Annotated in this window: 14 protein-coding genes; 7 read left to right on the top strand and 7 right to left on the bottom strand. The window is 67.9% G+C overall.

The window, feature by feature from the left end; genetic code table 11:
- Window positions 1-279 precede the first annotated feature (279 nt).
- A complete protein-coding gene (locus tag OHA40_RS02915; protein WP_330231518.1) occupies window positions 280-1,161 on the bottom strand; it encodes a LysR family transcriptional regulator ArgP in 882 nt (293 codons plus the stop codon).
- Window positions 1,162-1,240: 79 nt separating this feature from the next.
- On the opposite strand from OHA40_RS02915, the gene OHA40_RS02910 reads away from it, so the two are divergent.
- On the top strand, window positions 1,241-1,858 hold the full coding sequence (locus tag OHA40_RS02910; RefSeq protein WP_330234021.1) for a LysE/ArgO family amino acid transporter: 618 nt from the start codon (window positions 1,241-1,243) through the stop codon (window positions 1,856-1,858).
- Window positions 1,859-1,916: 58 nt separating this feature from the next.
- Here the strand turns inward: OHA40_RS02910 and OHA40_RS02905 are convergent, their stop codons facing one another.
- Window positions 1,917-2,273, bottom strand: a complete 357-nt coding sequence (locus tag OHA40_RS02905; protein ID WP_330231517.1) for a hypothetical protein — start codon at window positions 2,271-2,273, stop codon at window positions 1,917-1,919.
- Window positions 2,274-2,559: 286 nt separating this feature from the next.
- Between OHA40_RS02905 and OHA40_RS02900 the strand changes: the two genes are divergently transcribed.
- Window positions 2,560-2,838: a hypothetical protein gene (locus tag OHA40_RS02900; protein ID WP_330234020.1), complete on the top strand. Its 279-nt coding sequence runs from the start codon at window positions 2,560-2,562 to the stop codon at window positions 2,836-2,838.
- A gap of 203 nt (window positions 2,839-3,041) precedes the next feature.
- Window positions 3,042-3,593 (top strand): dihydrofolate reductase family protein, encoded by a 552-nt coding sequence (locus OHA40_RS02895; protein WP_330231516.1) that lies wholly within the window; start codon window positions 3,042-3,044, stop codon window positions 3,591-3,593.
- 106 nt (window positions 3,594-3,699) lie between these two features.
- Here the strand turns inward: OHA40_RS02895 and OHA40_RS02890 are convergent, their stop codons facing one another.
- On the bottom strand, window positions 3,700-4,119 hold the full coding sequence (locus OHA40_RS02890) for a hypothetical protein (protein ID WP_330231515.1): 420 nt from the start codon (window positions 4,117-4,119) through the stop codon (window positions 3,700-3,702).
- Window positions 4,120-4,301: 182 nt separating this feature from the next.
- On the opposite strand from OHA40_RS02890, the gene OHA40_RS02885 reads away from it, so the two are divergent.
- Window positions 4,302-4,448 carry a hypothetical protein gene (locus OHA40_RS02885; RefSeq protein ID WP_330231514.1) on the top strand — a complete coding sequence of 49 codons (147 nt, stop codon included), beginning with the start codon at window positions 4,302-4,304 and terminating at the stop codon, window positions 4,446-4,448.
- Window positions 4,449-4,550: 102 nt separating this feature from the next.
- On the opposite strand, the gene OHA40_RS02880 is transcribed toward OHA40_RS02885, so the two are convergent.
- Window positions 4,551-5,117 (bottom strand): hemerythrin domain-containing protein, encoded by a 567-nt coding sequence (locus OHA40_RS02880; RefSeq protein ID WP_330231513.1) that lies wholly within the window; start codon window positions 5,115-5,117, stop codon window positions 4,551-4,553.
- Between the two features lie 433 nt (window positions 5,118-5,550).
- On the opposite strand from OHA40_RS02880, the gene OHA40_RS02875 reads away from it, so the two are divergent.
- The 3 genes from OHA40_RS02875 (at window position 5,551) to OHA40_RS02865 (ending at window position 9,481) form a co-directional block, all read left to right on the top strand.
- Window positions 5,551-6,315 (top strand): PP2C family protein-serine/threonine phosphatase, encoded by a 765-nt coding sequence (locus OHA40_RS02875; RefSeq protein WP_330231512.1) that lies wholly within the window; start codon window positions 5,551-5,553, stop codon window positions 6,313-6,315.
- Window positions 6,316-6,361: 46 nt separating this feature from the next.
- Window positions 6,362-7,216 carry a DUF6882 domain-containing protein gene (locus tag OHA40_RS02870; protein ID WP_330231511.1) on the top strand — a complete coding sequence of 285 codons (855 nt, stop codon included), beginning with the start codon at window positions 6,362-6,364 and terminating at the stop codon, window positions 7,214-7,216.
- Window positions 7,217-7,525: 309 nt separating this feature from the next.
- Entirely contained in the window at window positions 7,526-9,481 is a 1,956-nt protein-coding gene (locus tag OHA40_RS02865; RefSeq protein ID WP_330231510.1) for an FAD-dependent oxidoreductase, read from the top strand.
- A 22-nt stretch (window positions 9,482-9,503) separates the two neighbouring features.
- Here OHA40_RS02865 and OHA40_RS02860 read toward each other — a convergent pair whose 3' ends face one another.
- The 3 genes from OHA40_RS02860 to OHA40_RS02850 are packed head-to-tail and all read right to left on the bottom strand — an operon-like array spanning window position 9,504 to window position 12,754.
- The gene (locus OHA40_RS02860) at window positions 9,504-9,881 is read right to left on the bottom strand and encodes a DUF742 domain-containing protein (protein ID WP_330231509.1); all 378 of its coding nucleotides are present in this window, start codon (window positions 9,879-9,881) and stop codon (window positions 9,504-9,506) included.
- Complete coding sequence (locus OHA40_RS02855) at window positions 9,878-10,294, bottom strand: roadblock/LC7 domain-containing protein (protein WP_330231508.1); 417 nt, start codon at window positions 10,292-10,294, stop codon at window positions 9,878-9,880. Before OHA40_RS02855 ends, OHA40_RS02860 begins: the two co-directional genes overlap by 4 nt.
- A 33-nt stretch (window positions 10,295-10,327) precedes the next feature.
- Window positions 10,328-12,754, bottom strand: coding sequence for a sensor histidine kinase (locus tag OHA40_RS02850; RefSeq protein ID WP_330231507.1), 2,427 nt, complete (start codon window positions 12,752-12,754; stop codon window positions 10,328-10,330).
- Window positions 12,755-12,969: the final 215 nt, after the last annotated feature.

The raw sequence follows: 12,969 nt of genomic DNA, 5'->3' as shown, positions 1-12,969 counted from the left end.
CTGAACCTGTAGCCGGCGTGCGGAATCAAACTACCGCCGGACAGCCCGATACAGCCGGATCGAACGAGGATGAACCGCCGAGTGTCGGGCAGCGTCTCGCCTGCGCGCCGAGTTGTCGCACCGAAGTCCATCCAGCCCGTCCTCGGTTCCGAACCACCTCGCGGTGCTGCCGTGCCCACGGTCGCACCTTCTCGGATAGGGCGTCGCCGGGGCGGGAGTGCGCCGCACTTCTGGCCCGGCAGCGTCAGGAAACGCGAATGTCTTGCCGGGAAACGTAATTCAGCGCAGCACTGCTGCCGCCGCCGCGGCGATGGTCGCGGCAACGGTGCTGAGGGCAGGGGAGTCCAGGCGCCACTGCTGCCAGTACAGCGGGACATCGATGACGACGCCGGGATCGATCGAAACCAGGCGACCGGTGGCCTGATCGTCTCGCGTTTGCAAGTCGGGCAGCATGCCCCAGCCGAGTCCGAGACGGACCGCCTCGGCGAACCCGGCGGACGACGGGACGTAGTGGCGTGGCGGGTCCAGCGGCTTGCGACTGCGCCGGCGCAAAAGGCGATCTTGCAGGTCGTCCTTGCGGTCGAACAGCACCACCGGGGCCGCGGCGTACGCCTTCGCCGTCGCGCCGTCGGCGAACCAGGTGCCGGCGAACTCCGGACTGGCCATCGGCCGGTAGCGAACAGCACCGAGACGATCGACCTTGCAGCCTTGCACCGGTTGCGCGGTGGCGGTGATCGCGGCCATCACGGTGCCGTCGCGCAGCAGCTGCGTGGTGTGCTCCTCGTCCTCGCGATGGATCTCGAAGCACACTCCGCGCGGCGCACGGCCGAGCGCGGGCATCACCCAGGTCTCCAGCGAGTCGGCGTTGACCGCGATCGGCAGCCGGATCGGACCGTCCGAGGGCTCGCCGCCGAGCTCGCGCGCGGTGTCTGCGGCCAGCAGCTGGATCTGCCTGGCCAACCGCAGCACGGCGAGGCCGGATTCGGTGGCGCGCACCGGTTTCGTGCGTTGCACGAGGATCCGCCCCGCCGCGTCCTCGAGCGCCTTGATGCGCTGGCTGATCGCCGACGGTGTGACACTCAACCGCCGCGCCGCGGCGTCGAATGTCCCCTCGGTGATCGCGGCGTCGAGGGCGCGCAGCTGGTCGAGCTGGAGATCCATGTTAAAAGATTATAATGATTGCTAAGAATCTTTAGCTTGTCTGCGTATGGTGCGCGGCTTAGCGTCGCTGAACGTGAGCATTTCTTCCGCGGCGGTGGCAGCCGCGTCCGGTCTGGGCTTCGGCCTGTCGCTGATCGCCGCGATCGGTGCGCAGAACGCGTTCGTCTTGCGGCAGGGAATCAGGGGCAGGCACGTGCTCGCGGTGGTGACGGTGTGCGCGGCGTCGGACATCGTGCTGATCGCGGCCGGGATCGGCGGGTTCGGTGTGCTCGTCGAATCCGCTCCGGAGGTCTTGACGGTGGCGCGCTACGCCGGTGCGGCATTCCTGATCGGCTACGCGGTCCTGGCGGCGAAGCGGGCGTTCGCTTCCGCCGCGCTGAGCGCCGAATCGGGCCGAGCCAGCGCGGCGCTCGGCGCCACTGTGGCCACCTGCGCGGCGCTGACCTGGCTCAACCCGCACGTCTACCTGGATACCGTGGTACTGCTCGGCTCGTTCGCGAGCACCTATGCGAGCCCGGACCGCTGGTTTCTCGGAGCCGGGGCGATGCTGGCCAGCGTGCTCTGGTTCACCGCGCTGGGATTCGGCGCGCGACTGCTCGGCCCGCTGTTCGCGCGTCCCTTCGCTTGGCGGGTGCTGGATACGGTGATCGCGGCGATGCTCCTCGGCCTCGGCCTGGGGCTGCTGTTCAGCGGATGAACAGGCTGTTCGACACTGCTCGTTGATTTTCGCGGCGAACTCGTAATCGGCGGCGCCGCTACCGGTTCGCGACCGCGCCGCCGCCGATGCCGAGATAGACCACCATCAGGACGAACAGGAACCAGCCCGCACCTTGCCAGATCGGCCAGGTCCGGCCGCGGCGCCACTGGACGTAGGTTTCGACGAAGGCGCCGATCCCGCCGATCAGCAGGACAGCCGACGGTCCTATCACTACGGCGGCTTCCGCGGTGGCGTCGCACAGCAGCGTGTCCGCATCCGCGCACTCGCTTTGCGCGGACCACAACACGACCAGCAGGAAGACCAGCGCAGCCGTGGCCAGCACCGAGCCGACGTAGATCGCGGCGCGGCGGAACATCCGCGGATCGTGCCAGCGCTTCTCGACGTCGTCGACCATTTTCACCTCGCCGTACTCGCCCGTCGATTACATCGATGTGATTGCCGAACGGCGACGGCTCAAACGGCGGGCGCAGATGCGGAATCAGGGTCCGACGAGGAAGGATTCGGTCTCGGCCCGGCTGGAGCGGGCTACGGAGTGTCGCGGGCTGTACACCATCGCGATACGTTCTAATCGATCTTGTCACGAGTTGGCCGGGCAACCACCTGCTCGGCAGCGCAGCTCTTTCTCTCGAATCTGTCTCCGGCATCACCTCGGCATGCGAAAAAGGAGCACGAACGTGAGCATGATTCTCGCCGCGCTACACGAGACCGTGATGGCGCAGTTCGACAATCCGACCCCGGAAGAGCCGCCGATGGCGGACAAGTTGATGCAGCTGGGCCGCTACTTCACCTGGTTGGTCCAGCTCTCCGGCATCACGGCGATCACATACGGCGGTGGCAGGTTCGCATGGGAGAAGTGGAACGGCGGAACCCTTCAGTCGCCCAAGATGGTCGCCAGCGCGATGGCGGGCGGCGCGGTGGCGACCAGCGCGGGCACGATCATGAACGCCATCATCGGCTGACGCGCGGCACGGGACCCGTGACCACCGGCTCGACGGCTGCTTTCCGTCGGGTCGGTTTGTTTTGTGCCCGGTTTGTCGGATTGCAGGCGCCGCGGGGCGAGCACCGATACGGTGACAAACCGCAACGCGGCACCGCAGGGTTGTGCTCGCCGGCGCGACAGCGCACCCGGCGACCGCCCGATCTCGGATGAAAGGCAATCACTATGGGCACCATCGCAGTTCACGAGTTCATCACACTCGACGGGGTGTACGAGAATCCGTCCTGGACCTTCGAGTACGGATTCGATCCGAAGATGGGCGAGACGCTCGGCGCGATCACGTCCGCGGCGAAGGCCATCCTGCTCGGCCGCACCACGTTCGAGATGTTCGCCCCGGCGTGGTCGACCCGTACCGTCGAGGACGATCCGGGTGCGCCATTCTTCAACGACACCATGAAGTACGTCGTCGCTACGCGGGAACCAGAGGTGGAATGGGCCAACAGCACCTGGCTCGGCGCCTACGACCCGGACGTCATTCGCAAGCTCAAAGACGAGATCGACGGCACCATCTACATCAGCGGCAGTGGCACGCTGGTGCGGGCGCTGCTCGACGCCGGTCTGGTCGACGACCTGCACCTGTTCGTGTACCCCCTCGCGCTCGGCAAGGGCGAGCGGCTGTGGAGCGACGGCGTCGACGCGACCGAGCTCGCGCTGAAGGAACACGAGGTCTACGACAACGGCGTAGTCCACCTCGACTACGGCCCGGCCCAAGCTTGACGCATACAGCTGGGCGGCCGTCGTGGCCAATGGCACCTACCGCGTGAGCGGACAGGCGAGCTCGGTATGAGGTCGCCCCGGAACCGGTCTCTTCCGCGGTCGGCGGTCAGTCGGGCGATGCGGGGTGGCGGATCTCGTCCGCTACCGATCCACCCGCGACATCGGCCGCGACGCCGAGTTCCTCCTCATAGCTGTGACCGGCGCGCACCGCGTCGCTGTCCCACGTGATATCCCTGAGCTTCTTCGACTGCTCGGCTCGCGGTTCTCGGTTCGGGTCGACGTCGGGCTCCTCCTCGGCCAGCCGGTCTCCGATCGATCGAGGATGGGCTTCCTCCCAGTGCGTCATGCCATACCGGGTGGCTCCCGACCAGTGCTCGGGCGGGTCCATCCCGGCCTCGAGCGGATCCGAACGCAGCTGGTCCTCGTCCAGGTCCTCGGCGCTGGTGAGGGCGGCCGGATCGGATTCGGCCGAGTCGGGCGCGCCCGTGTTCTGTGGCGCGTCGTAGGTGTCTTTCGGTTCGGTCATTGCCGACTCCTCTCCTGCATCGAGCGACTTCCCGCCACCGCCGCCACCAAACACCGCAGGTGAGCAGCCGGATTGCGATACCACGCGCCCGGCAGGTGGTTTCCGGCACAGAATCATCGCGACGATTCGTGCCGAAAGCGGGTATGCGACCCCCTGATGCAAGCCGACCGAAGGAGGATGTCATGTCCGTTTCGGCCTCGCGCCCGCAGTACCGCGCCCGCCGACGCCGTCAGCGCGGCAGTTCCGATGCGGAGGGCTCGATCCGTCCGACCGTCGCCGCCTGGGTACTCGTGTTGTGCGTGCTGAGTATCGCTCTGGCCTTGCTGTGAGAACGACGTTCCGGCCGCGGTAGCGGCTGACCGAGCCGGGCGAGCCCGGCACCACTGGGAATCGCCCAGGGTGCCGGGCGCCGCCGGTCGGATTTCGTCCGGTCAGCCTCGTGGCTTGGTGATCATGTCTTTGGCGCGATCCATCATCGCGGCGAACGGACCGACGAGAGCATTGGCCATGGCCGACTCGACGCCGGGATGGGGGCGGGTCGGTGCCATGGCTTCGGCGAGTTCGACCGTGCTGCGCATCCGCTGCAGGGAATCGGGGTCCATTTCCTGGCGCAGGCGGTTGAACTCCTCGTTCTCCTCGTGGTCGGCGTGCGCCAGCACCGCACGGCGCAAACCGTCCAGCTTGACCTCGAACTCGACCGAGCCGATGTCGACCGCTTCGAGCTCTGCCAGCTGCTTCTTCGCCTTGTTCTCCTCGTCGAGCCGTGCTTCGACGATGCCGGCGCCGTCGCCGATCTCCCGGCGGGCACGCGGGTGGATGATCTCCTCCTCCGCGGTCTCGTGCACGGCCAGGAGCCGGCGCAGCTCGAAGAATCTCTTCTCGCGCTCCTTGACATCGGCCGCCTGGGCGGTTTCGAGAAACAGTTGCCGGATCCGTCCGTGTTGCTCGATCAGGAAGTCCACGGCGTCCGAGGTCGAATTGATCGTTGCGGGGCACATGCTTGGGTTCTCCTTCCGGGATGGCGGCTTCATCTCGCCGTTGACCAGGTGTGGAGCCAGCGGCGACCGCTGCGATACAGGCGTCTTCGCACAGCGCATTCCCGCGCCGCGGCCTACGAAACCGGCGTCTCGGATGCCGTGCCGCACCGATCTCGCGGCGGGTCCGGCGGGCCACTGTTCGGTGCGAACCGACCGGCGCGGCAGTCGGTTCGCCGTGCGCGTGCATCGGACTCTCCCCCGGATCTGGGGGAATGGCACCGGCGCGGATGGGGGCGCTGCACGTCCTGGCCGCCCGATCTGTCTGCGCGCCGTGACACGATCGACGTCTAATTCTCAGCATGTACACGGCGGCCTCTGGCGAAGCACACGGATTGGGCCGGTCTCCTGAAAGGGTGCTGATCGGCAGCACCGTCGACAGCCCGAGGAGAGGCCTATGCATACCGCCACCATCCCGAGCATGCGGCGAATGGAGACACTGGAGCTCGGCAGAGCATGCTGGGATTCGGCGAGTCGGCGCGGGGCGCGCTCGATCAACGCCGATGCGGTGGCCGTCGAGACGGACCCGATGACCGGGGCGACGGCGTTCGTGGTCGCCGATGGCGTCGGGGACCATCTCCTGGCCGTGAAGGCGGCGCGCACGACGGCCGCCGTGGCGGCACGGGTGGGTGTGCTCCACGGGGCGCGGGCGGGAATTCTTGCGTCGCAACGGGAGTTGCGTCGGGCGGTGCCGGAGCCCTCGGCCGACAGTGTGCTGGTCGTCGCGGTGCTGCCCGGTACGAGTCGGCCGGACGGGCCGTGCGAGGTGGCGTGGCTCGGTGACTGTCGCGCCTACCGCTGGAACGGGCGAGTGCTGCATCAGATCACCACCGACCACACCGTCGCCGAGTTGTACCGAGCCCGCGGGCTCGTTCCTTCGCCACGGGCGGGTCATGTCGTCACCACATCGGTGCGCACCGTGCGACCGTCCGAGATCGGGTACGCCGCGACCGGATCGAGCGCGGGCAGGCTGCTGCTGAGCACCGACGGAGTGCACAAGCCGCTCGGCATCGCCACGATCAAAGCCCTGCTCGCAGGGGACGACACGACCGCAACCCTGGCGAACACCCTGGTGGACAAAGCACTCCGTGGCGGAGGAACCGACAACGCCACCGCGCTGGTCGTGGACGTACCGGCACGCACGGCCGAGGAGCGCCGCTGAGATCCGGTCAGCAGCGGAGCGGCGGTATTTCAGTACGCTGACGCAGGTGTCCGAACCTGTGCCGCTGACGAGGCTGCTCGATGACGCGGGATTGCTGTCGCTCGAGCATCGCCTCCACCTCGAAGAAGTGCTGGGCGAACACGTGTGGCACGCGGATCTGGATGGACGGCGGCTCGAATTCGTCGGTGCGGAGCACTCCTTCGTGTGCACCAACGTCCACCTGCTCGGCACTGCCGACGCCGAGTCGTGGTTGTGGGGATGGGCCAATCCGTGGGGCTACCCGGCGTCGCTGGTCAAGGCCGCGGAGACGGTGCGCGAGTTCGGCTTTCGATACCGTATCGCCGAATTGCTCGCGGCGGAGCTGCCCGTCGCCCTGGCGGGTGCGGCGCCGGAGCCATACCAGGTCGCCGGGTTGCTGGCGGACGCCGCGAAGATCATCTGTGGGCGCTGGAGCTCCTACTGCGGTCTCACCGACGGCACGTGCGTCGCGTTTCTCGTCGAACATCCGGCGTTTCTGCTGCCGCCGCCCACCGCGTCCAGCCTGGCGCGTGTGCTGGCCTTCGGTGTCGGTGCGCTGCCGCTGGCCGATCATCGGCGCGCCGTGCACAGCTACCTGACCCGGCGGGGCCTGCGAGCCGGTTTTCTCGACGACTACCGGTGGCTCGAATTCAGCGGCCACGGTGTCGCGGGCGATATCGAATTCGACGAGCGCGGCGAGGTGGCTGGTCTCGACATTCGCGTGGACCTGGATCCGGCCGAGCCGCCGTTGGAGCCGAAACCGCCGTCTGCCCAATCCTGCCGAGCATCGGTGTCACGCGGTCTACGACACGCTCCAGGTCATCATGGCCCCACCTCGGGATCGCGGGTCACGGATCTCGGTCTGGACCCACCCCGCCGCTGACGGCAGGGCACGATCCGGGCCCGGCGGTCACCGTGGCCATCGGTCCGTGCGGGCTTCTGACCGCCGTCGTCGACATCGAGGCGACGACCCGCTCGGGTGTGGCGTAGATGCCGGTGCGACTGCTCGGCGCCTGCGCGCTTGGCGGGGAAGGTGTGCGGACTATCGCGCCGGACGATCCAAAGACGCCTATATGTGGCTGTCAATTCTGTGTGCTGGATTCAGCTAATGGCTGGTAAACGCGAGCTTTGTGAGTGCCGATTCGCATGGTTCGGCGAGTGATTTCGGTGGTTGGGACGGATACTGTTGGACATGGAACCAACAGCCAAGCAGCGCGCGGCACTGAGCGTCATCTGCGATACCTTCAACCCGGGTGATGGGCTGACGCTGCCGCCCGCGAGCGCGATCGGCGCCGTCGATACCGTCTTCCAGCTGCTGGATCGTAATCCCCGGCAGGCCGAGAAGAAGCAGATGGCCATGTTGCTGGATCTGTGGGACTCACGGCTGACCGGTTTGCTCACCGGCAGCGGCCCGCGGCGGTTCTCGCGCTTGTCGCAGCAGCAGCGGGAGCGGGCGCTGCTCCGGCTCGCCGATTCGCGCTTCGCGTCGGTGCGCGTGATTTTCCAAGCGCTCAAACAAGCGTCGCTGCTGTCCTACAACGTCACCCCCGGGCCGTCGGGCGCCAACCCGCTGTGGAAGGAGATCGGCTATCCCGCCCCGGTCGGCCCGTTGCCGACGGCGCCGGAACCCCCGTTGACCCCACTGCGGTGCAGTGAGACCACTGAATTGTCCTGCGATGTCGCAATCGTCGGCTCGGGCGCCGGTGGGGGTGCCGCGGCCGCGGTGCTGGCGGAAGCCGGTCTCGACGTCGTGGTGCTCGAACGCGGAAATTATTACGACGACCGGGATTTCGGCACCGGCGAACTCGGCGCTCTGCAGCACCTGTACGCACCTGGCCCGTCCGCGTCCGCGGAAGGCCAGATCACCCTCGTCGCGGGCACCTGTCTCGGTGGCGGGACCGTGGTGAACTGGAGCACCTCCTTGCCCACGCCCGATGACGTCCGGGCGGAATGGGCCGCCCTCGGCGCCCGGCACTTCGCCGAGGCCGAATTCGGCGACGCACTCGACGTGGTACAGCGGCGGCTCGGTGTCACCGATCGGCGCTCCTCGACCTCGGCGCGCGACAGCGTCCTGGAACGCGGCGCCCGGGCCCTGGGCTGGGAGGTGGATACGCTGCCGCGCAACGTCACCGATGCCTGCGACGCCGGTGTGGAGTGCGGACGGTGCGGCTACGGGTGCCGGCTGGGTGCCAAACAGTCGGTGACCAAGACCTGGCTCGCCGATGCGGCCGACCGGGGTGCGCGTCTGGTCGTGGACGCCGACGTGCGGCGGATCATCGTGCAGAACGGTCGTGCGCACGGTGTTTCGGCGCTGACCTCGGAGGGCGTGCAGATCCAGGTGCACGCTCGTGCGGTGGTGGTGTCGGCCGGGGCGATCCAGACGCCCGCGCTGCTGCGACGGTCCGGGCTGCGGAACCAGAATATCGGCCGCCATCTGCGTTTGCATCCGGCCGCCGCCGTGTTCGGGGTGTTCGACGAGGAGATCCGGCCATGGGAGGGCGGCCTGCAGACCCGCATCTGCCGGCATCACAGCGATCTGGACGGCAACGGCTACGGCGTCATCTACGAAACCGGGCCGGTGCATCCCGGTCTCGCCACCGGATTCATGAGCTGGCGCGGCGCGGCCGACCATCGGGCCGTCATGCTCGACTTCGCGCATTCCAACGCGATCGGCATCATCACCCGCGACCGTGATCCGGGTAGCGTCGCCATCGACCGCAGCGGTGAGCCGTTCGTCGAATACCGGCTGTCGGACTATGACGCCGCCCATATGCATACCGGAATCGTCGGGGCCGCAAGCATTCTGGAGGCCGCTGGCGCACGCCGCATCTTCTCCGGACACCAGGCGGGCATCTCCTACGAACCGGGCACGCGCGGCTCGCATGCCGATTTCGCCGCAGCCTGCCAGGCCGCTGGGTATGGACCGGGACAATGCTCGATGGGTGCCCTGCACATCATGGGCTCGGCCCGGATGGGTGGCTCACCGGACATTTCGGCCACCGATCCCGACGGCGCCACCTGGGAAGTACCGAATATCGTCGTCGCCGATGCCTCGTCCTTCCCGACCGCATCAGGTGTCAACCCGATGGTCTCGATCGAAGCGATCGCCTACCTGAACGCGAAACGACTTGCCGCGCAGCTCGTGTGACAACGCGTCGGCGCAGCGGTGCTCAGATCGCCCGGATTCCGTTGAGCACAGCGTGGAGCAGGCCGAGGTCGGTGTTCGCCTCGCCTCCTCCGCCCTGCGCCGACCGGGAGACCAGGTGGCCGTCATCGATCAAGTCGCCGACGAGGACCTTCGTCATCGTCAACGGCAGGCGCAGTTGCGCCGCCACCTCGGCCACCGACTGCGGGGTGCGGCACAGCTGGACAATGGCGGCGTACTCGGGTTCGCTGCGCCGCAGCACGAGACCCTGCCCGGCATCGACCACCAGGGTGGCCACGTTCAGTTCCGGCCGCACGGCACGACCCCGGCCGCGGGTGATGGCGTACAGCCGGACCAGCGGGCCGGCGTCCTCCTCATACCAGGGTTCGCGCGGATAACTCATGGCTGTGTCGAAGCGGACGGGTGCGGGCGCATGTCGACCGACAGATGTGTGCCGACCCGCTGTACCGTCTGATTCATCTCGTAGGCCACCATGCCCATGTCGGCATCGTCGGACGCCAGCAGCGCCAGGCAGGCGTTGGCGCCGGCCGCCGTGACGAACAGCACCGCACGGTCGAGTTCCACCACGGTCTGGCTGACCCCGCCGGCGTCGAAATGGTGGCCAACGCTGCGCGACAGACTGTGCAGCGCCGACGCCATCGCGCAGAACCGCTCGGCGTCGACCTTGTCCAGCTGCTTCGAATGGCCGAGCAGCAGCCCGTCCGAGGAGAGCAGCACGGCCGACCGCGCTCCGGTCAGTCCGTTGACCAGCTCGTCGAGCAGCCAGCCGAGGCCGGTTGTCGGGGAAGTAGTCATCGTCGCCTTCTCGTGGTGAGTTCTCGTCGCGGTCTAGTCGGCATCGGGTCGCGTCCGGCGTCCTTGGCGGGTTCCGTTCTCGATGGCGCTCATCAGATTGCGCGCCTCGTCGGCTGTCCGCTGCCGTACCGGTGCGGTGGCGGGCGGCGCCGTCTCCGTCGTGGCCTCGGACTGGCGGCGGCGGCGCGGCAACGACGGCCGGCCATCCGGAGTCGCCGCGGGAGCCGCGTCGAACTCGCCGCCGACAGCGGGTATGCCGGCACCGGGTGTCGCTGCGTCCGAACCCTGCTCGTAGGCCGGCGTGAACCACGCCGATTGCCGCGTTACCGGCGATGGCTGCGGCGTCGTGGCGTCCGGTGTTGTAGTGCCCGCCGCATCGGTAGACGTACCGTCGAGAACGCCGTCCTCATCGCCTGCTGGGCTGTGCGGCCGCAGGAGTGCGGTGGGAATCAGCACCACCGCCCGGACACCTCCGTAGACCGATTCGCCCAGCCGCACCGAAACACCATGGCGGTTGGCCAGTTTCGCGACGACGAACAACCCCAACCGGGCATCGCTGGACAGCGACACCACGCTGAAATCCGGCGGATCGGCCAGCAGTGCGTTGCGCGCGGCGAAGTCGTCCTCCGACATGCCCAGGCCCTGATCGATGATCTCGACCGCGACCCCGCGCCCGACCACGACGCCGGACACCTCGACGCGCGCCTGTGGGGGTGAGAAGGCGGTCGCATTGTCCATCAGTTCGGCCAGCAAATGGATCAAGTCGGCCACGGCGTTGCTCGACACCTGCGCCTCGGGCATTCGACCGGTCTGGATCCTGGCGTAGTCGAGGCTTTCCGCGACCGCCCCTCGGACCAGCTCCAGCAGCGGAACCGGCTTGCGCCAGCGCCGACCCGGTTGCTCGCCGCCGAGAATGATGAGGTTCTCCGCATTGCGCCTGGCCCGGGTGGCCAAGTGATCCAGCTGGAACAGCAGCTCGAGCTGGTCGGCGTTCTCCTCCTTGCGTTCGGCCTGGTCGAGCAGCGAGAGCTGCCGGTGCACCACTACCTGGCTGCGATGGGCGATATTGAGGAACACCGCGTTGACGCCCGTTCGGGTCTTCGCCTCCGCGACCGCCGCCGCCACGGCCGCGACATGGGCACGGTTGAAGGCGTCGGCGACCTGGCCCAGTTCGTCGGTACCGAAATCGAGACGCGACGCCTCGGCCGTGGAATCGACGTTCTCGCCCTGACCGAGCCTGCGCATCAGATCGGGCAGCCGCTGATCGGCCAATTCCAAGGTGTCGCGCCGCAATCGGCGCATGCGCCCGATGAAGCGGTTGGCCAGGACCAATGCCGCGAGGAAGGCGAGCGTCGCGATCAGCAACACCGCCGCGCCACCGAGCAACGACCGCTGCGCGGTCCGGTCGCCCTGTGCCCGTGCGATCTCGTGGGCGTCGTTGCTCTGGTCCTCCCACAGCTTCAGCAGCGCCGACACCACCTGGCCGGATGCCTCCTGCCAGGTCGCGACGCTCATCGGCAACGGGGTGGCTTTGGCGGTCGAGCGAGGATCCTGCGACCGGCCGGTGCTATCGCTCGACCGCGTGGACTCGTCGGAGGCGGTGTCGGTCGCCGACACCGGGCCCCGCAACATCACCGCGTCCTGCATCGCGATCACCTGCTGGTAGGCCGGTCCGGCGGTGATCCGCTCGAGCTGGGTGAGCCGGGCGCCCGGCAACACCCGGCTGGAATATGCCACTTCACTGCGGAATTCCCCCACCAGGCGGTTGAATTCGGTGAATTGCGCCGGAGGGTGTTCCCCGAGGGTCAGTGCTACCGCGCCCAGGGTGTCCGCCATCGATAGCGCCTCGGCGGCTCGCAGCGGATCGACGCCGTAGCCCAAATCGATGGCGATGCCGGCCTCCGGCGCTACCCGCGCGGCGAGCATCGACGCCGCGATGATCGTCCCGATGACCTGGCTGAAGAATTCGAACACCTGATTCGGCGGCGCCTGCTGGGCGTCGACTCCGCCGCGCAGCGTCGGAACCATCGCGAACAGCTTGTTGTAGCCCTCGATATCGGAGGCGGAGCCGCCGGGATTGAGTTTGCGGGCGGCATCGCCCTTGGCCATCACCGCCGCCAGCGCCGCGTCCGAGCGTTGCCGGGCGGCGGCAAGCCCTTGCGCGGCTTCGGTATCGCCTGCCAGGTGGAGCAGCGACAACCGGCGCTCCTCTTCGAACGCCTGCACCATGAGGATGGCCGGCGTGGTGGTGCTGCTGGCCAGTTCGGCCCATTCCTTCGCGGCTCGGCTGGAGTTCACCAGATAACCTGCCGCGCTGCCGCCGATCGCGAGCAACGTGACACTGGAGATGAGCACGATCGCCAAGAGGCGCACGCGCACACCGACTCGACCCCGGACATTGCGCTGGCTCGACTGTGCCAGTCCCACTGCGGATTTGCGCAGCTCGGCCCACTTGCTCACGCGTAATGCCCTACCTCCGACGCGGCCCCGCCCGAGCCGGACGGTGCCTCACCCAATACCCGCGGAGAGAGTAACGAAACTAACGCGTCACAACCGCGGATCGTGCACAGATGTGACAGGTAACATCGGTTCGGCCGATGTCGTCAACCCCGGCATATTGTCGCTCGTGGCAGGGGAGGTACGTCGGCCCGCGAAAGGCGCATGCGGCTGACGGG

It is taken from the genome of Nocardia sp. NBC_00508, assembly GCF_036346875.1.
Lineage (GTDB): Bacteria > Actinomycetota > Actinomycetes > Mycobacteriales > Mycobacteriaceae > Nocardia.
The sequence above is the reverse complement of the archived record's forward strand: the minus strand, read 5'-3'. Positions and strand labels throughout refer to the sequence as shown.

Bases quoted from the DNA above. Each gene is read 5' to 3' on its own strand.
- OHA40_RS02865 (WP_330231510.1), top strand. From the start codon at position 7,526: ATGGAACCAACAGCCAAGCAGCGCGCGGCACTGAGCGTCATCTGCGAT.
- OHA40_RS02890 (WP_330231515.1), bottom strand. From the start codon at position 4,119: ATGACCGAACCGAAAGACACCTACGACGCGCCACAGAACACGGGCGCG.
- OHA40_RS02880 (WP_330231513.1), bottom strand. From the start codon at position 5,117: ATGTGCCCCGCAACGATCAATTCGACCTCGGACGCCGTGGACTTCCTG.
- OHA40_RS02885 (WP_330231514.1), top strand. From the start codon at position 4,302: ATGTCCGTTTCGGCCTCGCGCCCGCAGTACCGCGCCCGCCGACGCCGT.
- OHA40_RS02905 (WP_330231517.1), bottom strand. From the start codon at position 2,273: ATGGTCGACGACGTCGAGAAGCGCTGGCACGATCCGCGGATGTTCCGC.
- OHA40_RS02915 (WP_330231518.1), bottom strand. From the start codon at position 1,161: ATGGATCTCCAGCTCGACCAGCTGCGCGCCCTCGACGCCGCGATCACC.
- OHA40_RS02860 (WP_330231509.1), bottom strand. From the start codon at position 9,881: ATGAGTTATCCGCGCGAACCCTGGTATGAGGAGGACGCCGGCCCGCTG.
- OHA40_RS02875 (WP_330231512.1), top strand. From the start codon at position 5,551: ATGCATACCGCCACCATCCCGAGCATGCGGCGAATGGAGACACTGGAG.
- OHA40_RS02895 (WP_330231516.1), top strand. From the start codon at position 3,042: ATGGGCACCATCGCAGTTCACGAGTTCATCACACTCGACGGGGTGTAC.
- OHA40_RS02900 (WP_330234020.1), top strand. From the start codon at position 2,560: ATGATTCTCGCCGCGCTACACGAGACCGTGATGGCGCAGTTCGACAAT.
- OHA40_RS02855 (WP_330231508.1), bottom strand. From the start codon at position 10,294: ATGACTACTTCCCCGACAACCGGCCTCGGCTGGCTGCTCGACGAGCTG.